The 19,511-nt window shown below is 68.8% G+C and carries 19 protein-coding genes and 1 pseudogene; 5 read left to right on the plus strand and 15 right to left on the minus strand.

Annotated elements, in window-relative coordinates; all coding sequences use genetic code 11:
• Positions 1-172: 172 nt before the first annotated feature.
• Both ACLJRM_RS31680 and ACLJRM_RS31685 read left to right on the plus strand, forming a co-directional pair.
• Positions 173-763, plus strand: coding sequence for a papain-like cysteine protease family protein (locus ACLJRM_RS31680; protein ID WP_101608626.1), 591 nt, complete (start codon positions 173-175; stop codon positions 761-763).
• 4 nt (positions 764-767) lie between these two features.
• The gene (locus ACLJRM_RS31685) at positions 768-1,520 is read left to right on the plus strand and encodes a hypothetical protein (RefSeq protein WP_101608627.1); all 753 of its coding nucleotides are present in this window, start codon (positions 768-770) and stop codon (positions 1,518-1,520) included.
• Between the two features lie 78 nt (positions 1,521-1,598).
• On the opposite strand, the gene ACLJRM_RS31690 is transcribed toward ACLJRM_RS31685, so the two are convergent.
• Genes ACLJRM_RS31690 through ACLJRM_RS31700 form a run of 3 tightly spaced genes read right to left on the minus strand, consistent with a single transcriptional unit; the run spans position 1,599 to position 4,869 of the window.
• Entirely contained in the window at positions 1,599-3,080 is a 1,482-nt protein-coding gene (locus tag ACLJRM_RS31690; protein WP_410665142.1) for a flavin-containing monooxygenase, read from the minus strand.
• Positions 3,077-3,925: an SDR family oxidoreductase gene (locus ACLJRM_RS31695; RefSeq protein WP_410665143.1), complete on the minus strand. Its 849-nt coding sequence runs from the start codon at positions 3,923-3,925 to the stop codon at positions 3,077-3,079. The genes ACLJRM_RS31690 and ACLJRM_RS31695 overlap by 4 nt, the downstream gene beginning before the upstream one ends.
• Positions 3,922-4,869 (minus strand): patatin-like phospholipase family protein, encoded by a 948-nt coding sequence (locus ACLJRM_RS31700; protein WP_410665144.1) that lies wholly within the window; start codon positions 4,867-4,869, stop codon positions 3,922-3,924. Before ACLJRM_RS31700 ends, ACLJRM_RS31695 begins: the two co-directional genes overlap by 4 nt.
• 48 nt (positions 4,870-4,917) lie before the next feature.
• On the opposite strand from ACLJRM_RS31700, the gene ACLJRM_RS31705 reads away from it, so the two are divergent.
• Positions 4,918-5,550: a TetR/AcrR family transcriptional regulator gene (locus ACLJRM_RS31705; RefSeq protein WP_410665145.1), complete on the plus strand. Its 633-nt coding sequence runs from the start codon at positions 4,918-4,920 to the stop codon at positions 5,548-5,550.
• A 137-nt stretch (positions 5,551-5,687) separates the two neighbouring features.
• Here the strand turns inward: ACLJRM_RS31705 and ACLJRM_RS31710 are convergent, their stop codons facing one another.
• The 4 genes and pseudogenes from ACLJRM_RS31710 to ACLJRM_RS31725 form a co-directional block, all read right to left on the minus strand.
• Positions 5,688-6,641 carry a helix-turn-helix transcriptional regulator gene (locus ACLJRM_RS31710; RefSeq protein WP_410665146.1) on the minus strand — a complete coding sequence of 318 codons (954 nt, stop codon included), beginning with the start codon at positions 6,639-6,641 and terminating at the stop codon, positions 5,688-5,690.
• Between the two features lie 392 nt (positions 6,642-7,033).
• The gene (locus tag ACLJRM_RS31715; protein WP_410665147.1) at positions 7,034-7,534 is read right to left on the minus strand and encodes a hypothetical protein; all 501 of its coding nucleotides are present in this window, start codon (positions 7,532-7,534) and stop codon (positions 7,034-7,036) included.
• The gene (locus tag ACLJRM_RS31720) at positions 7,531-8,685 is read right to left on the minus strand and encodes a CaiB/BaiF CoA transferase family protein (RefSeq protein WP_410665148.1); all 1,155 of its coding nucleotides are present in this window, start codon (positions 8,683-8,685) and stop codon (positions 7,531-7,533) included. Before ACLJRM_RS31720 ends, ACLJRM_RS31715 begins: the two co-directional genes overlap by 4 nt.
• A gap of 18 nt (positions 8,686-8,703) precedes the next feature.
• Positions 8,704-9,128, minus strand: a pseudogene (locus ACLJRM_RS31725) (acyl-CoA dehydrogenase family protein).
• A 262-nt stretch (positions 9,129-9,390) separates the two neighbouring features.
• Between ACLJRM_RS31725 and ACLJRM_RS31730 the strand changes: the two are divergent.
• Positions 9,391-10,173 (plus strand): alpha/beta fold hydrolase, encoded by a 783-nt coding sequence (locus tag ACLJRM_RS31730; protein WP_410665212.1) that lies wholly within the window; start codon positions 9,391-9,393, stop codon positions 10,171-10,173.
• Between the two features lie 389 nt (positions 10,174-10,562).
• Here ACLJRM_RS31730 and ACLJRM_RS31735 read toward each other — a convergent pair whose 3' ends face one another.
• Both ACLJRM_RS31735 and ACLJRM_RS31740 read right to left on the minus strand, forming a co-directional pair.
• Positions 10,563-11,753 (minus strand): DUF222 domain-containing protein, encoded by a 1,191-nt coding sequence (locus ACLJRM_RS31735; RefSeq protein WP_410665213.1) that lies wholly within the window; start codon positions 11,751-11,753, stop codon positions 10,563-10,565.
• Between the two features lie 75 nt (positions 11,754-11,828).
• Positions 11,829-12,884: an FAD-dependent oxidoreductase gene (locus ACLJRM_RS31740; protein WP_410665149.1), complete on the minus strand. Its 1,056-nt coding sequence runs from the start codon at positions 12,882-12,884 to the stop codon at positions 11,829-11,831.
• A gap of 81 nt (positions 12,885-12,965) precedes the next feature.
• On the opposite strand from ACLJRM_RS31740, the gene ACLJRM_RS31745 reads away from it, so the two are divergent.
• Positions 12,966-13,529, plus strand: a complete 564-nt coding sequence (locus tag ACLJRM_RS31745) for a TetR/AcrR family transcriptional regulator (RefSeq protein ID WP_410665150.1) — start codon at positions 12,966-12,968, stop codon at positions 13,527-13,529.
• Here the strand turns inward: ACLJRM_RS31745 and ACLJRM_RS31750 are convergent.
• The 6 genes from ACLJRM_RS31750 to ACLJRM_RS31775 all read right to left on the minus strand — a co-directional run bounded on the left by ACLJRM_RS31750 (position 13,526) and on the right by ACLJRM_RS31775 (position 19,444).
• Positions 13,526-14,527 carry a TerC/Alx family metal homeostasis membrane protein gene (locus ACLJRM_RS31750; RefSeq protein ID WP_410605222.1) on the minus strand — a complete coding sequence of 334 codons (1,002 nt, stop codon included), beginning with the start codon at positions 14,525-14,527 and terminating at the stop codon, positions 13,526-13,528. The two genes, ACLJRM_RS31745 and ACLJRM_RS31750, sit on opposite strands and share 4 nt — an antisense overlap.
• Positions 14,528-14,566: 39 nt before the next feature.
• Complete coding sequence (locus ACLJRM_RS31755) at positions 14,567-15,481, minus strand: LysR family transcriptional regulator (protein WP_410665151.1); 915 nt, start codon at positions 15,479-15,481, stop codon at positions 14,567-14,569.
• On the minus strand, positions 15,478-16,659 hold the full coding sequence (locus tag ACLJRM_RS31760) for a glycine C-acetyltransferase (RefSeq protein WP_410665214.1): 1,182 nt from the start codon (positions 16,657-16,659) through the stop codon (positions 15,478-15,480). Before ACLJRM_RS31760 ends, ACLJRM_RS31755 begins: the two co-directional genes overlap by 4 nt.
• On the minus strand, positions 16,659-17,690 hold the full coding sequence (tdh, locus tag ACLJRM_RS31765) for an L-threonine 3-dehydrogenase (RefSeq protein WP_101608639.1): 1,032 nt from the start codon (positions 17,688-17,690) through the stop codon (positions 16,659-16,661). Before tdh ends, ACLJRM_RS31760 begins: the two co-directional genes overlap by 1 nt.
• 70 nt (positions 17,691-17,760) lie before the next feature.
• Positions 17,761-18,753 carry an isopenicillin N synthase family dioxygenase gene (locus ACLJRM_RS31770; RefSeq protein ID WP_101608640.1) on the minus strand — a complete coding sequence of 331 codons (993 nt, stop codon included), beginning with the start codon at positions 18,751-18,753 and terminating at the stop codon, positions 17,761-17,763.
• Entirely contained in the window at positions 18,704-19,444 is a 741-nt protein-coding gene (locus ACLJRM_RS31775; protein WP_101608641.1) for a GNAT family N-acetyltransferase, read from the minus strand. Before ACLJRM_RS31775 ends, ACLJRM_RS31770 begins: the two co-directional genes overlap by 50 nt.
• Positions 19,445-19,511 lie beyond the last annotated feature (67 nt).

The raw sequence follows: 19,511 nt of genomic DNA on the forward strand, positions 1-19,511 counted from the left end.
AGGGTGAATCTCAGACTGTTCGCAGTGCCCTTCTGTCACATCGTCACAGCGCAAGTCCCCTGCCCGCGCCGGTCGGCCACCCATTCGGGTAGCCGAAGTCCTCACCTGTCCCCTCCGGGTAGCCAACCGCGCGTGCTTCGCGTTCGACCATCCAGTTAGGAGTGTTCCGACGGTGAAGACCTCATTCAGGCGCGGGCTGGCCACGGCCTGCGCCGGTGTCGCCGCGATGGTCGCCCTCCAGGCGCCCGCCTCCGCGGCGCCCGCGATCACGGCGGCCACCACGATCCCGATCACCATGCAAGCCCAGCAGAAGAGCAACTGGTGCTGGGACGCCAGCGGCAACACCATCGCCGCCTGGTGGGGGCATTCGATCACCCAGACGAAGTTCTGCCAGGTCGCGCACAACGAGTCCGGTTCGGACTGTGCGAACAACCAGGGCTACCTGAGCGATCAGCAGCGCGTGTTCCGGTGGCTCGGGTTCAGCAACGTCGGCACCTACAGCTCCTCGGGCCAGACGCTGAGCTTCGCCTCGATCAAGAGCCAGGTCGACGCGCGGCAGCCGATCGGCACCCGGATCGGCTGGAACAACGGCGGCGGCCACATGCACGTGCTCTACGGCTACGACAACACCAATGGCGCGACGACGGTCTACTACGGCGACCCGTGGGGCTCCAGCCCCCGCTACAACCAGATGAGCTACAACGCCTACCGGTCCAACAACTCGTTCACCTGGACCCACACCGTCTACGGGATCAAGGACTGAAACCATGAAGCGAACCTTCCTCAGCGCCACGATCCTCGCCATCGGACTGTCCTTGGCGCTCGGCGGCCAAGCCTCCGCCGCCGACGCCCCGGCCGGCGCGCCCACCGCCGCCGACCTCGCCGCGGTGTCCACAGTGGTCACCAGTGACGCGACCACGCAGCGGCTCGCCAAAGCGGAGTTCCCCGGTGCCGCCAAGGCCGACACGGCCATCGCGGCCAGGACCGCCAAGGCCGATCCGCGCACCCCGGTGGCGGTCTACCAGCCGACCGCGGCCTTCATCGCCGGCACCTCGGCCGTGCCGGCGGAACTGGCCTACGTCGCCACTCCCGCCACCCTCGGCAACGGCGACGCGGCGACCGTGTGGTCGCAGCGCGAAGGGGCGGGCTGGTCGGTCTACAACGTCGCCTCGGGTGACGTCGAAAAGCGTCTCGCGGCGCGGACCGGCAAGGGCTACCTCCTGAGCGAACCGCAGGCCGGTGCCTGGTACTCGGTCGACGGGGACACGGTGACCGTCCTCGATGGATCTTCGGTGGCGAAGACCGGCGAGAAGATGACGCTCGCCGCCTACCGTGAGGCCCTGCAGAGCCGCTATGGCGACAAGCTGCCCGGCTCGACCTACGACCGCAGCGGTGCCGCCGGCGGTTACGGTGCCGCCCCGGTCGGCGACACCTCCGTGCCGTGGTGGCCGTACGCGCTCGGTGCTGTCTTCCTCGCCGTGGCGGGCGCGGCCGTCACGCTCCGGCTCCGCCGGCAGTGAGCTGAAGGACGCTTTCCCCGCATGGCATGCGGGGAAAGCGTCCTTCACCTCGTGTCATGCGGGGAAAGTCCCCTTCGGCTAGGCGAAGGTGTAGTCCTCGACGGGGAAGCTCCCCGCCTCCTTGATGGCGTTGAGGGTGGACGACGGCCTGAGCAACGTCGCCTCTCCGTGCGGGTTGAAGTAGTAACTGTTCGCCGGAGCGCAGTTCCCGAGGGTGAAGATCGAGTCGCCGAGGCGTTCGGTCATCCGGTCGAGAAACGCGTCGTTTGCCTCCTGCGTGACCTCGAACTCGGTCGCGCCCCGCCGCCGCATCGCGCCGAAAAGCCGGTCCATATGCCGCATCTGCGTCTCGATGGTGGTGAAATAGGACAGTCCCGAGTAGGAATACGGGCTGTTGAGCGAAATGAAGTTGGGGAACTTCGGGATCGCGACACCCTCGTAGGCCTGGAAGCGGTTCTCCCGCCACCACTTCCCGAGATCGCGGCCACCGCGGCCGATGATCTCGACCGCCGGGAAGTTCGCCTCCCACAGGTCGAAGCCGGTCGCCAGCACCAGGACGTCGATGTCCCGCCGCGCACCACCGGCGGTCTCGATCCCGGTCTCGTCGATCTTCGCGATGGACTTCGTCTCCAGGTGCACGTGGTCCTTGGTGAAGACCGGGTAGTACTCGTTGGAGAACGTCGGGCGCTTGCAGCCGAACGAATAGCGCGGCGTCAGGTCCGAGCGCAGTCCCGGATCCCGCACCTGGCGGCGGAGGTGCGCCTGGCACCACATCTTGCCGAGCCGGTTCGCGATCGGCAGTTGCTTGTAGTGCAGGACACCGGAGACCATCATCAGTTCCAGCAGCGCGGTCCCGGTCAGGCGGGCGACCCGCTGGGTGAGCGGCACCGCGGCGAACGCGCGCCGGACCGCCTTGGGCACCGGGAAGTCCAGCTTGGGACTCACCCAGATCGGGGTCCGCTGGTACACGCTCAGTTCCCGCGCGACCTTCGCGATCTCGGGGATCAGCTGGACCGCGGTCGCGCCGGTGCCGATGACCGCCACCCGTTTGCCCGCGAGGTCGTAGCCGTCGTCCCAGGCGGTGGTGTGGATGACCTTGCCGCCGAAGGTCTCGATCCCGGCGATGTCCGGTTTCTTGGGCTGGGAAAGGAATCCGGTCGCGGTGAGGAGGTACTTGGCGGTGACCGGCTCGGCGTCGGCGCGCGAGACCGTCCAGTGCGCGTTCGCCTCGTCCCAGACCGCGCCGGTGACGACGGTGCCGAAACGCATGTAGCGCCGGAGCCGGTACTTGTCCGCGACGTGTTCGGCGTACCGCTTGAGTTCCGCGCCCGGCGCGAAAAGACGCGACCAGTGCGGGTTCGGCTCGAACGAGTACGAGTAGGTGGCCGAGGGGATGTCGACGGCCAGTCCTGGATAGCGGTTCACATGCCAGGTGCCGCCGAGGTCGGACTCGCGTTCGAGGATGAGCAGGTTGCCGTAGCCGAGCCGGTTGAGCTGGATCGCCGCGCCCATCCCGCCGAAACCGGCCCCGACGACGACGGCGTCGTACTGCGCGTTCATGCGTTTTCCTCCCGGTGGGTGTCCTGGTGGAGGCGGGCGCGGTAGCCGTCCCGCTCCGGCGAATCGGGGCGCAGGGCCCGGTCGTCCCGCATCAAGCGGCGGAAGGCGTTGAGCGCCGGTTCCGGCGTCACACTGGCGAGACTGGCGAGAGCGCCGACGTAGCCGGGCACGGCGATCTCCGCGGCGCGCGTGCGGACGGAATCCACCACGGCGTCGGCGATCCGGCCCGGTTTCACCTTCGGGATCGGCCGCATGTCGAGCCCCGACGCGAGCGCGGTGTCCACCGCCGACGGCAGCACGGCGGAGACACTCACGCCGTGTGGCGCGTACTCCAGCCGGGTCGCCGCGGTCAGCCCGACGACGGCGAACTTGCTGGCGTTGTAGATCGCCAGTCCCTTGACGGGGAACTTCCCGGCCAGCGACGCGACGTTCACGATGTGCCCGCGGCCGCGCTCCAGCATGCCGGGCAGGGCCAGCCGCATGCCGTGGACGACGCCGAAGACGTTGACCTCCATGGTCGCCCGGTTCAGCGAGTCGGGAAGGTCGAGGAACCCGCCGTTCGGCATGATCCCGGCGTTGTTGACGAGCACCGCGAGCGGCCCGTTCGTCTCTTCGGCGTCACTAAGGAACGCGGCGAAGGAGACCGGATCGGCGACGTCGAGGTGATGCGCCGTCCCGCCGATGTCGGCGGCGGTGCGTTTCGCGGCCTCCAAGTCGAGGTCGCCGATGGACACGCGCGCGCCGAGAGCGGCCATCCGTTCCGCGGTCGCGCGGCCGATGCCCTGCCCCGCACCGGTGATCGCCACATGCGCCCCGGCGAGGTCGAGGTCCGGATACTTGCTCATGCGCGCACTCCCTCTCGTTCGAAAGCGTCGGCGACCAGGCCGGGCGCCGTCCTCGACGCCGTGGCGAGCACGTGCTCCCGCCGCCGTCCGTCCATGAAGTTGGCGCCCATGGCGGCGAGATCGGCCGGCCCCGGTTCGATCCGGACCACCCGGACGCCCGCCGCGCGCAGCCGCCGCGCCTCGTCGTCGACGCGCCTGGTCATCGCCGTCCGCAGCAGGCGTTCCAGCCGGGCCGCCCCGCGTGCCGGAGCCCCACCTTCACTGCTCATGGGCGCGATCAGCACGACCTCGCCGACGTCGTGCCCCAGCAGGAGATCGGCCGAGGTCGGCGAAACGGTCCCGCCGTCGAGCAGCGGACGTCCGTCCACAACGGACGGAGGGAACCAGCCGGGGATCGCCCAGGACGCGGCGATCGCCTCGCCGAGCCGGGCGGACGGCGCGCCCGTGGCGCCGAGCGCGACCCGCCCGCCCGCCGGATCCGTGGCGATCAGCCAGGTCGCGGGATGCGGTACCCAGCCGCCGGGCGCCAGCGCGTCCCCGAGTTCGCGGAGCCAGCCCGCGTCTCCCCTGCCCTGGGGAAGCAGTCCCGCGAGACCGGCGAGCGTGTCGACGTCCCGGCGCAACGCGGCCCGGGCCAGCTTCGCCGCGGGCCACCGCGGGAACGGCACCGGCGGGAACCGGCTCGGCACCCGCCGGACGTGGGCGGCGACGACGGCGTCGCCATCGGGCGTGCCGGCCAGCGCGCCGAGAATCGCCTTCGCCGGGATCCCCGCCCCGAGCATGGCCACCGCCTCGGCACCGGCCGAGGTCCCGACCAGGACATCCGCCTCACGCGGGTCCCAGCCCGCCCGGGTGTGCAGCGCGTCGAGAACCGCCGCTGTCCAGGCGAAGCCCAAGGTCCCGCCGCACCCGAGCACCAGCGCTCTCGCGGAATGACGTGTCATTTCCGGAACGGTATGTCATTTGAACGTCCGGGGCAATAAGCTGGCGGGATGACGACGGAGACCCCGGTCAGCAGGGCCGCACGGAAGAAGCAGGAACTACGGCGCGAGATCGTGGAGACCGCGTTCGACTGCTTCGCCGAACGCGGCTACCACGCGACGGGGATCGCCGACATCGCCGCGCGGCTGGGCATCGGGCACGGCACCTTCTACCGCTACTTCCAGAACAAGCGGGACATCGTCGACCACGTGATCACGGACCTGGTCGAGAAGGTGGTCGCCTCGCTGGCCGCGGACAACGCCCCCGACGCGGTCAACAGCCTGGCCGAATACCGCAAGCAGAGCGCGAGGATCGGCGACGCGCTCGCCCAGATCTTCGGCAGCGACCCGCGGATGGCCCGGTTCCTCCTGCTCGAGGCCGCGGGCATCGACGCCGAGATGCGGGAGCGGGTGCTGGACTTCTACGAGACCGCCGCGGAGCTGACCGCGGGCTACCTGCACCACGGCGTCCACCTCGGTTATCTGCACGAGGACCTGGACGTGGACGCCACCGCGCGCGCGATCAACGGGATGATCCTCGCGTCGGTGCTCTCCGGGCTGCGGGACCCGTCACCGGACGGGCAGGCGGCGATGAGCAGGGCTGTCCGCCGTGTCATGTACGACGGGATCGCGACGCGTCCCTAGCGAACCGGCCGGCCGGTCCGGTTACGACACACCAGCAGGCGGGGGCCCGGCGTTGCTGGTGCCGGATTCCATGGAACCGGTCCCGGACGCGCTCGTCCAGCAGCGAAAACGCAGACTTTCCCCGACGAAAACGAACCTCAGCACTTGCGCAGCGTCTGACCTGGCGACTCGCCGTAGATCGCGCGGTACTGCGCGCTGAACCGGCTGCCGTCCAGGAAGCCCCATTTCGCCGCGACGCAGGTGACCGTCGCGCCTCCGCAGGGTTCCGCGTCGCGGAGCTCCGCCCGGACCCGGTCGAGCCGGACCCGGCGCAGATAGGCCATCGGAGTGGTGTCCAGATGACGGCGGAACGCCAGCTGGAGGGCCCGCACCGAGACCCGGCAGGCGCGGGCGATGTCGGCGACGCCGAGGTCGAGATCCGGATTCGACTCCAGGAAAGCGATCCCGCGGCGCACGGTGTCCGGGACGGCGTTGCGGCGGTCACCGGAACTGGAGTCGCCGGTACCCGCGGTGAAGGTGTCCAGGGCCACGGCGGCCATCAGCCGCCCGGCCGCGCCGAGCACGAGCGGGCCGTTCTCCGCTTCCGGATCGGAGAACATCCCGGTGACGTACTCGACCGTCTGGCGCCATCGCTGTGCCTTCGTCCGGCTCACCGGTTCGTAGCGCAAACGCCCGACCGTTCCGCCGTCCTGCGCCGGATCGATCCCCGTCAAAAACGACAGGTCGATCCCGGTGACCTGCAGCCGCGCGCCGTGCATGCCCGTCCGGTAGTCGTGACCGGGGTGCGGGCCCGCGAACACGTCCCCGGGACCGAGCCGACGGTGGCCGATGCCGTCGTCGAGCTCCAGCACACCGCCCAGCACGCGCAGCAGCACCACCCTGCCCAACGGCTGGACGGCGACCTCCGTGGTCAACGTGTTGTGCAGGAAGTCGAAGTGCACGTCCCCGAGATCACAGCGGTTGTGCTCGAAACGGTAGTTTTCGACGGTACCCCGGACCTGCAACCGGTTGTCGCGGTAGGCCTCGGCGATCAAGGCACGCGCCTGCTCCGGATCGGTGGTCGCGAATTCCGTCACAATCGGTTCGTGCACCGGACCACGCCTCTTTTCCGTTCACCGTAACGAAAAATCCGCTCACCGGAACGCTACCGCCAAGCGGCGGGCGCTGCCAGGGCGAGTCGGCGTCATCAGACTGGTCGGAATGGCTCATCCGCGCGGTCGAGGATCGCCCTGGCGCGCAGTTCGACCGGCCGGTCCACCATCCGGCCGTCCACCACGGCCACCGAGCGGGGATGGACACAGAGTTTCTTCGGCCTTGGGGAGCATCATCGCGAGCGCGCGGCCGACACTCGCGACATCCTCGTGATACCAAGGGGTTCCCACGGCGTTGAGCCGGACGACAGCCTGATGGCCTTCCGCCAGCCAAGCCCGGACGTGCTCGCGCGCGGCCTCTTTCCGGTCGGGTCCGGCTTCGGCCCGGACGATCATGCCCTGGTGGTCGAACAACGGCGAGACGAGGCGGTAATCGAAGGCCAGTCCCCCGCCGATCCCCTGCCTCCGCGCGGCCTCGGCCATCGCGAGCGCCTGCAACGGCCCGTGGGTGAGCAGCCCCGGATAGCCTTCGACGTCCCGGACGTAGTCGCGGTCACGACGAAGGTCAGCCGTCCGGTACGGCCCTGTTTCTCCTGTACGGAAAGCACTTCCGTACGCCGTGTCGCGGGCAGCCCGCATCGCAACGGTCCGAGCGTCCGCACCCGTCCGCCCGCCCACATCCGGCGGCGTCCCGGCTCCGGCGGCGCGGGGGTCGTGGCGCGGACCGGATGCCCGTCCGGCCCCAGATCGGCCTGCGCCGGCCGGTCGAGCAGGTAGAACCAGGGCCGCAGCAACGGCAGGCCGTCGCGCTCCAGGTCCGGCATCTCGACGTCGAGCAGCGAGCTCAACGCCTCCGCCGGTCCCGGCTGCGGAACCTCGGCCACTTCCTTCACGCTCGAACCTCCTCGCCGGGACCGAACTCGGCCCGGATCGACTCGTTGTGCGCGCCCAGCGCGGGAACCGGCCCCATCACCGCTTCCCGGCCCGCCACTTCGACAGGCGGGAGCAACGCCTCCAGCGCACCGGCCGGGGTGTCCACCGAACGCCAGCGGTTCCGCGCGGTCAGCTGCGGATGCCGGGTGAACTGCTGGGGCGTCCGCAGCCGGGCGTTGGCGATCCCGGCCTGCTCCAGCAACTCACCGACCTCGTCGGCTGTCGAACCTTTGAAGGCCTGTTCGAGGATCGCGGTGAGTTCTTCGTCGTGGACGACACGGTCGTCGTTGGTCCGGAAACGCGGATCGCCGACGAGGTCCTCTTGGTGGAGAACATCCCGGCAGAGCACGACCCATTCCCGTTCACTTTGGACACTCAGGAAGACCTTGTCGTCACCGGTGCAGTACGGGCCGTACGGCGAGATCGACGGATGTGACGCCGCCGTGCGCCGCGGCGATTCCCTTCCGTACCGGGAGAAATAAGCGGGCTGGCTCATCCACTCGCCGAGCGAGTCGATCATCGCGACGTGCAGGCTCGCGCCCTCGTCGGTGCGCTCGCGGTCGTAAAGCGCGGTGAGAATGCCGGTGTAGGCGTACATGCCGGTGGCGATGTCGGCGATCGAGATCCCCGCCTTGGCCGGGGTCTCCGGGGTCCCGGTGGACATCACGAGCCCGGTTTCGCACTGCACCAGCAGGTCGTACGCCTTCTTCGTCCGATATGGACCTTCGGGGCCGTAGCCCGAGATCGAACAGTGGATCAGCTCCGGGCGTTCCGCGCGCAGGGTTCCGGCGTCGAGTCCGTGCCGTTCCACCGCACCGGGGACGAGGTTCTGCACGAACACGTCAGCCTGGCCGATCATCGCGCCGAGCAGCGCCCGATCGGCCGGATCCTTGATGTCGAGTTCGACGCTTTCCTTGCCCCGGTTGAGCCAGACGAAGTAGCTCGACTGGCCGCGCACGGTCCGGTCGTAGTCACGCGCGAAGTCTCCGACGCCCCGGCGTTCGATCTTGATGACCCGCGCGCCCAGGTCGGCGAGCTGGCGCGAGGCGAACGGCGCGGCGACGGCCTGTTCCAGCGCGACGACGGTGATGCCCTCGAGTGGTTGGCGCATACTGCCTTCCTTGGTGCGTCAGGACGGGATGCGATGCCGTTCGATCAGCTGGCGCGCGATCACGCCCCGCTGGATCTCGTTGGTACCCTCACCGACGATCATCAAGGGCGCGTCGCGGAAGTACCGCTCGACATCGAACTCCGTCGAGTAGCCGTAGCCACCGTGGATGCGGACAGCGTCGAGTGCGATCTCCAGGCCCCGCATCATCTGGGCGAAGCCGCGGCCCTCTTCGCCACCCAGCAGGACGGAGATCCCCTTGTGCGCCGGAGGGCCTGCAGGTCCGAACCGCCGCCGGGTTCGGTGAAGGCCGTCGTCGCGCGGATCTCGCCCATCGCACCGGCGAGGCTCATCCAGCCACGCGCGAGCTCCTGCGCGACGGGCCGGACCTCGCGATCCACGAACTCCGCCACCAGTTCGACGATCGCGGCCTCGTCTTCGGTCATGTGATTATCATGAGCGATGATGACAGGCGTGTCGCTGTTCGAGCGGACGCGCCTGACCGAGGCGGGCACGACACTCGTCGAACGGGTCCGGCGGGCGCTCACCGAACTCGACCGGGCCAGGGCCGAACTGGCCCCGACCCCCGGGGTGGTCACCGGGATCATCACGTTCGGCCTGCTGGAGACCGCCGCCGAGCGGCTCGCGGCACCGTTGACGACGGCCGTGCCCCTCGGCCCGGCTCTGGGAAGACCGAACAGGAGAAGGATGACCACGCTCCCCCGCACCGGCCACGCCGTCGCCACCGACGGCACCCGGCTGGCGTACCAGTGGCACGGCACGGGCAGGCCGCTCGTGTTGCTGGCCGGGCAGGCGAACGACCACACCTGGTGGGACCGTACGCGCGGGGACTTCCCGAGCACGATCACCATGGACTACCGCGGCACCGGTGCCAGCGACGCACCCGATTCCGCTTACTCCACAATGGGTTTCGCGGACGACGTGATCGCGGTCCTCGACGAACTCGGCGTCGAAGTGGCCGACGTCTACGGAACCTCGATGGGCGGCCGCGTCGCGCAATGGGTCGCCGCGCGGTATCCGGACCGGGTACGACGGCTCGTCCTCGGCTGCACCTCGCCGGGCGGCACGCACGGTGTCGAGCGGTCGAACGACGTGCGGCTGGCCCTCGCCCGGCGCTCCTCGGCCGAAGCACGGGAAACGTTGGAAAACCTGATGTACACGCCCGCTTGGCGTGCCTCGCACCCCGGCCCGTACCGGGTGCTGGGCGCCCACGGCATGCCGCCGCACGCGGTCCGCGGGCATCTCGTCGCGAGCAACACCCACGACGCCTGGGCCGCGCTCCCGGACATCACGGCGCCGACCCTGGTCCTCCACGGCGACGACGACCTGCTCGCACCGCCGGCGAACGCGCCCCTGCTGGCCGACCGGATTCCCGACGCGCGGATGCATCTCTTCGCCGGGGCGCGGCACGCCTACTTCGACGAATGCCGTCCCGAGGCGAGCGATCTGGTCAGCGACTTCCTGGGTTAGACCGTGCCGACCGGCTATGTGCCTATCGCGGATTTCTCTTTCTCAACCGGGGGGGGGATCTGACAGTCCAACTGCTGTCCGGGGCCGTGATGCACCTCCACCGCAGCATGATGGAATCGGAACACTTCCATAGTGAATACGGCGGGCATCTCCAAACCGATTCTGTTGCGGGGTGAGGAATTGCCGTTTTTTGGCGATGGGTGGCACGGCTTTCGACAGGAGCGGCGATCACGGTTGCTGTTGGTGGAGCCGACATGGGACCAGTTTCCACGATCGGACCATAGCCAGATTTCGGCAACGGCCGAGAACGCGGCAGTTCGTCGGGCACGGTCGCTGCCATCAGGAGATCCACAGCCGCACTGGCGTCGTGGCCGTTTCGCGGCAACGGTTCAGAATGGCGGTGGTTCCTCAGCCGGGCGGGGTTCGTGCAGTGGCGGCGGCGCGCTGTCATAGGACTGCCCAGTAGGCGTGGTGATGGCCAGTGTGCCGTCAGCCGCGAGCCGATAGACCCACCCAGGCTCATCCTTCAACCGATGATCACGACGGCACAGATCGATCAGATCAGCCGCATCGGTATGGCCCCCGAACTCCCACGGCACAGCATGATCGAGATCGCAGGCCTGCGCCGGACGGTGACAACCAGGTCTTCGGCACTCACGATCTCGCACCCGAACGAACTCGTCGAGGCCCGCAGTGGGACGGTATCGGTCGCGGCCGAGGTCGAGTACTTGCCCGGACAGTGGGTCCGTGATGATCCTGCGCAACACCGTGTCCGCCCCGGTCGCGATCTCCAGCGCCAACGTGGCCGGAAGATGCCCATGCCCCGCCAGCTCCGCCGGACCATCCTTCACCCCCAGATACGTGAACAAATCCATATAGAGGAACACTTCCGCCCGTTCACTCTTCCCACCCTGACCACCCAACAGCAGATCGAGCGCCACATCCGCCCGCAACTGGTCCAGAGTGCGAGTCTCCCCGCCGGTCTTCAACGCCCGTGCTTCCCGATCAATCCGCGTATAGGCGGCGGTGACCTTCTCCACCGGGCCGTCCTCGACCTCGATCGACGCCACCCCCGTCTCACCCTGCCTCACCGTCAACCGGCGCCCCTCACGATGCCGCTCCACCCGCCGAGCAGCACCCTCACGATCCACCGTGATCGCCGCATGACCCGCAGCCTTCCGAATCTGATCCGAATTCTTCCCCGGCAACCGATCCTCCAACAACGCATCGGCGGCGAGCGCGTTCTCATCCGATAGCCACGCCGTCGCCGCCGCGACCTTCATCGCCCCGAACCCACCCACCTTCCCTTGGTCCATCAACCCCAAGGTCCGGGGCAGACGAGTGGTCAAGGCTTCGGCGGCGGCGACCAGCGCACCCGCATGACCGTCCACAACAGACAATGCGAAAGCGACCTCCTGCACCACACTCCGCGCACCCTCACGATGCCGCGACAACTGCGCGATCGCCCGAAACCGCACCGCCTCCAACCGCGCGATATCAGCCGACACAGCCTGCGCCAGAGCGACACACTCCTCGTCGCCCAACGTGCGAGGATCAGGAATTTCCTTCAAGGGAGCCATAAAGGCTTCAGTAGTAGCCACCCGATGAACCTACAACCGACCACCGACACTTTCCGGAAACCGGGAGAACCAACACTAGTCCAAATCGAGCAAACCTTCGGCGCCGTTCTCGAGCTGCCGGGCCATTTCCACCGACCGGGGCAGCATGGTCTTCTCGTAGGTGGCGACCGCATCACCGATCGTGGCGGAGCCGGCCAGCGCGAGGGCGAGTTCGCAGGCGTCGAGCATGGCCAGGTTGGCGCCGACGCCGAGCGGCGGCATCAGGTGGGCGGCGTCGCCCAGCAAAGTCACCGTCGGCGAGTGCTCCCACGTGTGCGGAACCGGGAGGACGAACAGCGGGCGATCGATGTACGGCCCGTCGTTGTCGGTGATCATCCGCAGCATCTTCGGCGCCCAGCCCGAAAACGCGTCGAGCAGCCGGGCGCGGAGCTCCGGGGTGTCGCCGGCGCCGACCCAGTCCGCGGGCAGGCGTTGGACGATGTAGACCCGGATGTGGTCACCGCCGTTGCGTTGGGCGAACAGGCAGCGGTCGCCGTCGGCCGCCATGGCGCTGCCCTGACCGATGAGGGCGGAGAGTTCGGGGTGCACGTTCTCGACGTCGTCGAACCAGGCTTCCAGGAAGGTGATCCCGGCGTACTCCGGGACGGCCGAGGACACCGCCGGGCGGACCCGCGACCACGCGCCGTCGGCGCCGATGACCAGATCCGTTTCGACGGTCGTCCCGTCCATAAAGGACAATCGCGAGCCGTCGACCTTGTCCAGCGCCCGCCCCCACCGCACGGTGCCCGGCTCGAGCGAGTCGAGCAGGAGGTCGCGCAGCCGTCCTCGGTCGATCTCCGGCCGGAAGAGTTCGCCTTCGTCCGGGACGTGGTGCTCCAAGAGGTTTCCGGCGGGATCGAGTTTGCGCATCTCCTGCCCTTCCGGACGGGCGAGCGCGAAGAACTCGTCGAGCAAGCCTGCCTCGCGCAGGGCGAGCTGGCCGTCGTCCGCGTGCAGATCGATGGTGCCGCCCTGGTTACGGGCGTGGGGATGGGTGTCGCGGTCGTAGACCGTCACGGGGATGCCGTGTTTCTGCAGGATGCGGGCGCAGGTCAGGCCGCCGGGGCCCGCTCCGATGATGCTGATCGTCATGAACCCAGAAAAGCAGAACGAGTTAAAAAGTGCAACGAGTCAACTTAGTGACCGTGACAACTCATGCGCTAGACTGCGCTCATGGAGACACCGGGACGGCGTGAACGCAAGAAGGCCGCGACCCGTCAGGCACTCGCGGACGCCGCGCTGGGCCTCTTCTTGGAGCGGGGCTACGACCAGGTGAGCATCCGCGACATCGCCGAGGCGGCCGACGTGTCGACCACGACGCTGTTCAAGCACTTCCCCGGCAAGGAAGCACTGGTCTTCGACGAGTCCCAGGGCCGGGAAGAGCGCTTGATCGCGGCCGTACGGGAGCGCGCGGCGGGTCAGAGCATCGTCGAGGCGCTGCGCGAGTACGTGCTCGCCACCTGGCTCCCGCTCACGGAGCATCCCCAGTACGCCGAGTTCACCGAACTGGTGAACAGCACCCCCGCGCTGCAGGAGTACGGCGAGCGCATGTGGACCCGGCACGCCGCGGCCCTCGGCGCCGCCATCGCCGAAGACACCGGCGCGGACCCCGGCGATACCGCCTGCCGCGCGCTCGCGCGGTTCGTGCTGGACATCCCGGCGCTCACGCGGGGAACGCCGGATCCCCGGAAGGGTGTCGAGGAGATCTTCGACCTCCTCGCCCACGGCTGGCGCTAGTCGTCTTCGGAAGGGGGACGTGAGGCGCGCAGCGAGCCCGGATGCGCCTTGGCGGAAGGATCTTTGCGGGTCTTGAGCAGGCTCGCCACGGTCACCACGACGAGAATGCCGATGATCACCGCGAGGCTGACCGGCGTCGAGATCTCCGGAACACTGTCGTTGATGTCGACGTGGGCCCAGTGCAGGATCAGCTTGACCCCGATGAACCCGAGGATCACCGCGAGCCCGGCCGACAGGTACACCAGGCGATCGAGCAGGCCCTTCACGAGGAAGTACAGCGCGCGAAGGCCCAGCAGGGCGAAGGCATTGGCGGCGAAGACCAAGTACGGCTCGTCGGTGACGCCGAAGACGGCCGGGATCGAGTCCAGCGCGAACAGCAGGTCGATCCCGCCGATCGCGAGCAGCACCACCACCAGCGGCGTGCCCACCCGCTTCCCTTCGAGCCGGGTGAACAGCTTGCCGCCGTCGTACTCCTTGGACAGCGGCAGCAGGCGGCGCGCGGTCCGCACCACCACGTTGTTCTCGATGTCCGGATCCTCGTCGCGGTGCCGGAACAGCTGGATCCCGGTGTAGATCAGCAGCAATCCGAACAGCAGGAACATGAAGGAGAACAACGAAAGCAGTGTGGCACCGAGCGCGATGAAGATCGCGCGCATGATCAGCGCGACCACGATGCCGAACGTGAGCACCTTGTGCTGATGTTCCTCGGGAACCGCGAAGGTGCTCATGATGATCACGAAGACGAAGAGGTTGTCGACCGACAGGCTCTTCTCGACGATGTAACCCGCGAAGTACTGCTGCCCGAAGTCGCCGCCGTGCGCCAGCGTCAGCCAGACGCCGAACGCCACCGCGACCAGGATGTAGCCAACCGACCAGGCCACCGCTTCGCCGAAACCGACCTTGTGCGGCCGCACGGCCGCCAGGACGAGATCCAGTGCCAGCAGCCCGAGAATCAACCCGATCGTGACGATCCAGGTGAGGCCATCGATCTGGAGCATCCGCGCCCTGTCTTTCTTTCGACGGCAGGTGCCCCGATCCTAAGGGCGAGTCCCCGGGTCCGCATTCGCATGCCGGGGGGCCGCGTCCAGCAGTGCCGCGAGAACGGTCTTGAGCAGAGGATGATCCGCGCTCCCCCGCCGGACCGCGGCGAACACCCGGCGCAGCGGCGGCTCGCCGCGCAACGGGACGGCGACAGCGCCGGGGACGGCGGTGAAAGCGTTGCGCGGCACCAAGGCCACGCCCTCACCGGCGGCGACCAGGGTGGTGATCGCGTGGAAGTCGTCGGAGACGTGCCGGATCGCCGGGTTGGCGCAGACGATCATCAGCACGTCGCGGCAGGGATTCCCGGGTTTCGGCGCGATCCAGTCGTCGTCGGCGAGTTCGTCGATGTCCACTTCGGACGCATCCGCCAGCCGGTGCGCCGTGGGCAGCACGGCGTCGAACGGCTCCGCGTACAACGGGAACCGGGTGAGCCTGCTCTCATCCGTCCGTGGCGAGAGCCGGTACTCCTCGGTGATCGCCAGGTCGACCTCGCCGTCGAGCAGCAGCGGGATGCTCGCGTGCCCCTCGACGTCCTGCACCTGCATCGAAACCCCGGGGGAACCGGCGCGCAGCGCGGCGATCGCCGGTGCGACGACCATCGTGATCGCCGAGGCGAAACTCGCCAGCCGCACCATCCCCTGGACACCGGTGTCGAGCGCGGCCAGGGTGGCCCGCGCCCGTTCCAGTTCGGCGGCGACGGCGTTCGCGTGCACCACCATCAATTCACCCGCGGGGGTCAGTGAAACCCGCCTGCCCCGCCGTCTCAACAGCTGCTGGCCGCACTCGGCTTCGAGGGCGGCCAGCTGCTGGGAGACGGCGGACGGCGTCAGGTGCAGCGCCTGACCCGCCGCCGTCACGGTGCCGTGGTCGGCGAGGGCGCGCAGTACCCGCAGCCGTCGCGGATCGATCATTCGTCCATCATGGACCTTGCTGTCACGAACGCGTCCACCGCACGGTCGATGTCGTCGGCCGAATGCGCCGCCGACATCTGGGTCCGGATCCGGGCCTTGCCGTGCGGAACCACCGGGTACGAGAAGCCGACCACGTAAATGCCCTGGTCGAGCAGCAGATCCGCCATCTTGCCCGCCTTGGCGGCGTCGCCGATCATCACCGGGATGATGGGGTGCTCACCGGGGAGCAGGTCGAAACCCGCCTCGGTCATCCGGCGCCGGAACAGCTCGGTGTTGGCGCGCAGCTTGCCCAGCAGTTCACTCGACTCGTCCAGCAGTTCCAGCGTGGCGAGCGCCGCGGCGGTGATCGACGGCGCGAGCGAGTTGGAGAACAGGTACGGCCGGGAACGCTGCCGCAGCATCTCGACGATCTCCGCCCGGCCCGAGGTGTAGCCGCCGCTCGCCCCGCCGAGCGCCTTGCCGAGGGTGCCGGTCAGCACGTCGACCTTGTCCTGCACGCCGAACAGTTCCGGCGTCCCGCGACCGGTCGGGCCGGTGAAGCCGACGGCGTGCGAGTCGTCCACCATCACCAGGGCGTCGTAGCGCTCGGCCAGCGCGCAGATCTCGTCGAGCGGCGCGAGGTAACCGTCCATGGAGAACACGCCGTCGGTGGCGATCATCCGGTAGCGCGCGCCGGACGCCTCCTTGAGCCGTGCCTCCAGGTCCGCGACGTCGCGGTTGCGGTACCGCATCCGCTTCGCCTTGCACAGCCGGACGCCGTCGATGATCGACGCGTGGTTCAGCTCGTCGGAGATGATGACGTCCTGGTCGGTCAGCAGCGTCTCGAACAGCCCGGCGTTGGCGTCGAAACAGGAGCTGTAGAGGATCGTGTCCTCGGTGCTCAGGAACTCCGAGAGCTTCGCCTCGAGTTCCTTGTGCGGCTGCTGCGTCCCGCAGATGAACCGCACCGACGCCATGCCGAAGCCCCAGCGGTCCAGCGCCTCTTGCGCGGCCTTGACCAGGGCCGGGTGGTCGGCGAGGCCGAGGTAGTTGTTGGCGCAGAAGTTCAGCACCTCGCCTTCGGTGACGCTGACCGAAGCCCGCTGCGGTCCCCGGATCACCCGCTCACCCTTGTACAGCCCGGCTTCCCGGATTTCGGCGAGCCCGGCCTTGAGGTCGTCGCGCATCGCGCCGTACATCAGTTCTCCGTCCAATCCAGAATGACCTTGCCGCAACGGCCTTCCCTGGCCGTGGCGAACGCCTTTTCGTATTCGGTGTAGCCGAACCGGTGGGTGATCACCGGCGAGATGTCCAGTCCCGCTTGCAGCAGCACGGACATCGAGTACCACGTTTCGAACATCTCGCGGCCGTAGATCCCCTTGATCTGGATCATCTTCAGCACGACGGCGGCGATGTCCACCGACACGTCGGAGGCGGGGAGGCCGAGCAGGGCGACGCGGCCGCCGTGGGACATGTTCGCGATCATGTCGCGCAGCGCCTCGGGCCGACCGCTCATCTCCATGCCGACGTCGAAGCCTTCGGCCATGCCGAGCCGTTCCTGCGCGTCGGCGATGGTCGAGGAGGAGACGTCCAGCGCGAGGTCGACGCCGACCTTGCGGGCCAGTTCCAGCCGGTGCTCGCTGACGTCGGTGACGACGACGTTGCGCGCGCCCGCGTGCCGCGCGATGGCGGCGGCCATGATGCCGATCGGGCCGGCGCCGGTGACCAGCACGTCCTCCCCGATGACGGGGAAGGACAGCGCGGTGTGCACGGCGTTGCCCAGCGGATCGAAGATCGCGGCGATGTCCAGGTCGACCTTGGTGCGGTGCACCCAGGCGTTCATCTCGGGCAGCACCGCGTACTGCGCGAACGCGCCGTCGGTGTGCACGCCGAGGCCCTTGGTCCTGGCGCACAGGTGCCGCCTGCCCGCCTTGCAGTTGCGGCAGCTCCCGCAGACGAGGTGCCCCTCGCCGCTGACCAGGTCGCCCACCTTGACCGTCGTCACCGACCGGCCGATCTCGACCACCTCGCCGACGAACTCGTGCCCGATGACCAGCGGCGCGGCGATGGTGCGCGCCGCCCAGTCGTCCCAGGAGTCGATGTGCAGATCGGTACCGCAGATCCCGGCGCGCAGCACGCGGACGGCGACGTCGCCGGGGCCGACCGCGGGGTCCGGAACGTCGGTGAGTTCGAGCCCTGGTGCCCGGTCGGCTTTGACCAATGCCTTCATTGCGCGAAGTCTGGCCCGGCGGCGCTGTTCAGTCCATCGCGAGTTTCTGAATTCGCTCGTTAGCGTGTCTTCACAAGGAGGGGTACCAGCGCTTCGCCACCTTCGGATGCGAACGCAACCATCCGATCAGGGCGTTTTCGCCGTACGAGGCGAGCAACGGGTTGTCCGCGTCCTGGCTGATCCCGCGAGCGGCGGCGGCCAAATCTTCGGGCAGTTCCAGCGGTTCGACGACGGCGTCGAGACGCGGCGCGAGGAAGAACGGCACCGAGTAGCGATCCACGCCGGCAGGTGGGCTGAGCACCCGGTGCCGGGTCGCCCGCAGGTAGCCCTGGGTCGCGATCTCCAGCATCTCGCCGATGTTGACCACGAAACTGCCCGGCACCGGCACGGCGTCGATCCAGCCCCCGTCGTCTCCCTGCACTTGGAGGCCGCCGATTTCGTCCTGCTGCAGCAGCGCGAGATAGCCGTAGTCCTTGTGCGAGCCGACTCCCTGCTGTTCATCCGCGGCGGGCCTCGGCGGATAGTGGACGATCTTCAGGTGCGTGGCGGCTTCGTCGTCGAACCACGCGTCGAAGTAGCCCTCGTCCTGCCCCAGGCTCGCCGCGAGCGCGCGAAGCACCTCGCGGCTCACCCGCAACGCCTCCGCCTGCCACGCCAAGGTGACCTCCCGTAGCTCCGGCACCGCCTCGGGCCACTGGTTCGGGCCGATCAGCCGTGCCCACGCCGGATCGCCGGGCGCCGGCTCGGCGCTTTCGCGCTCCGGGCCGACGTCGATCTGCTCCCGCCAGTCGCGGGAACCGCCGGTGTACTCGTTCCCGGTCCTGGTGTATCCCCGGAACTGCGGGGACTCGACGTTCTCGATGGCGAGCTTGTCCGCCTCGGGCAACGCGAAGAAGTGGCGCGCCACCGAGAAGATCCCTTCGGACAGTTCCGGCGGCACGCCATGCCCTACGACGTAGAAGAACCCGACCTCGCGAGCCGCCCGGCGCAGATCGGCCAGGAACGCCTCGCGATCACCGGGAACCCGGAACCGCGAGAGATCGATCACGGGCAACGCTGTCATGAAGTCCTCCTTCGGTGTTTTCGGGGACACGGACGGACACGAAGTCCGGTCGCGGTGCCAGCTCGAAACCGATCGACTGGTACAGGCGGATGGCGGACGTGTTGGTCGCCGCGGCGTGCATCATCGGCCGCTCGCCGCGAGCGCGGATTCCCGCCGCCACCGCGCGGATGAGCCGGGTCGCCAGCCCTTGACCGCGATACGCGGCGTCGGTGCAAACGGCGCTGATCTCGGTCCAGCCGGGCGGGTGCAGCCGCTCCCCCGCCATCGCGATCAGCGCGCCGCCGCGCCGGATTCCCAGGTATGTCCCCAACTCGATGGTCCGCTGCCGGAACGGTCCCGGTTTGGTCCGCTCGACGAGGTCGAGCATCTCCGGGACGTCCTCCGGTCCCAGCCGGACGGCTTCGGGATCCTCGGCGACTTCGAGCGCGACGTCGACCAGCCGGACCCCGGCGATCCTGCCGAGGACTTCCCAATCTGCCGGGACGGGCAGTGTGCTGTGGACGGTGACCGCCTCGCCAGGGCCCGCCAACGCGGCGACGTCGGCCCACACGCCGTCGTCCGGTTCGGGTGGCAGCGCGAAGAAGGGGGCGACATCGACCTGGTAGCGCAGGACCTGACCGAGGCGTTCGGCGAAGTGGGCGTGCGGGCCGGTCAGGGAGGCCCAGGCCGGATCATCGAAAGGGGTGACCATGACGGCTGCGACATCGGCGGGCGGCCTTTCATTCCCGCTCCCACATCCTGAACACGTGCACGACGCC

This window comes from Amycolatopsis sp. lyj-84 (assembly GCF_046549075.1).
In the GTDB taxonomy this organism is placed as follows: Bacteria; Actinomycetota; Actinomycetes; order Mycobacteriales; family Pseudonocardiaceae; genus Amycolatopsis.

Excerpts from the sequence above, each read along its gene's own strand:
- ACLJRM_RS31685 (WP_101608627.1), top strand. The coding sequence starts at position 768 with ATGAAGCGAACCTTCCTCAGCGCCACGATCCTCGCCATCGGACTGTCC.
- ACLJRM_RS31690 (WP_410665142.1), bottom strand. The coding sequence starts at position 3,080 with ATGAACGCGCAGTACGACGCCGTCGTCGTCGGGGCCGGTTTCGGCGGG.
- ACLJRM_RS31695 (WP_410665143.1), bottom strand. The coding sequence starts at position 3,925 with ATGAGCAAGTATCCGGACCTCGACCTCGCCGGGGCGCATGTGGCGATC.
- ACLJRM_RS31700 (WP_410665144.1), bottom strand. The coding sequence starts at position 4,869 with ATGACACGTCATTCCGCGAGAGCGCTGGTGCTCGGGTGCGGCGGGACC.
- ACLJRM_RS31705 (WP_410665145.1), top strand. The coding sequence starts at position 4,918 with ATGACGACGGAGACCCCGGTCAGCAGGGCCGCACGGAAGAAGCAGGAA.
- ACLJRM_RS31720 (WP_410665148.1), bottom strand. The coding sequence starts at position 8,685 with ATGCGCCAACCACTCGAGGGCATCACCGTCGTCGCGCTGGAACAGGCC.
- ACLJRM_RS31730 (WP_410665212.1), top strand. The coding sequence starts at position 9,391 with ATGACCACGCTCCCCCGCACCGGCCACGCCGTCGCCACCGACGGCACC.
- ACLJRM_RS31735 (WP_410665213.1), bottom strand. The coding sequence starts at position 11,753 with ATGGCTCCCTTGAAGGAAATTCCTGATCCTCGCACGTTGGGCGACGAG.
- ACLJRM_RS31740 (WP_410665149.1), bottom strand. The coding sequence starts at position 12,884 with ATGACGATCAGCATCATCGGAGCGGGCCCCGGCGGCCTGACCTGCGCC.
- ACLJRM_RS31745 (WP_410665150.1), top strand. The coding sequence starts at position 12,966 with ATGGAGACACCGGGACGGCGTGAACGCAAGAAGGCCGCGACCCGTCAG.
- ACLJRM_RS31750 (WP_410605222.1), bottom strand. The coding sequence starts at position 14,527 with ATGCTCCAGATCGATGGCCTCACCTGGATCGTCACGATCGGGTTGATT.
- ACLJRM_RS31755 (WP_410665151.1), bottom strand. The coding sequence starts at position 15,481 with ATGATCGATCCGCGACGGCTGCGGGTACTGCGCGCCCTCGCCGACCAC.
- ACLJRM_RS31760 (WP_410665214.1), bottom strand. The coding sequence starts at position 16,659 with ATGTACGGCGCGATGCGCGACGACCTCAAGGCCGGGCTCGCCGAAATC.
- tdh (WP_101608639.1), bottom strand. The coding sequence starts at position 17,690 with ATGAAGGCATTGGTCAAAGCCGACCGGGCACCAGGGCTCGAACTCACC.
- ACLJRM_RS31770 (WP_101608640.1), bottom strand. The coding sequence starts at position 18,753 with ATGACAGCGTTGCCCGTGATCGATCTCTCGCGGTTCCGGGTTCCCGGT.
- ACLJRM_RS31775 (WP_101608641.1), bottom strand. The coding sequence starts at position 19,444 with ATGGTCACCCCTTTCGATGATCCGGCCTGGGCCTCCCTGACCGGCCCG.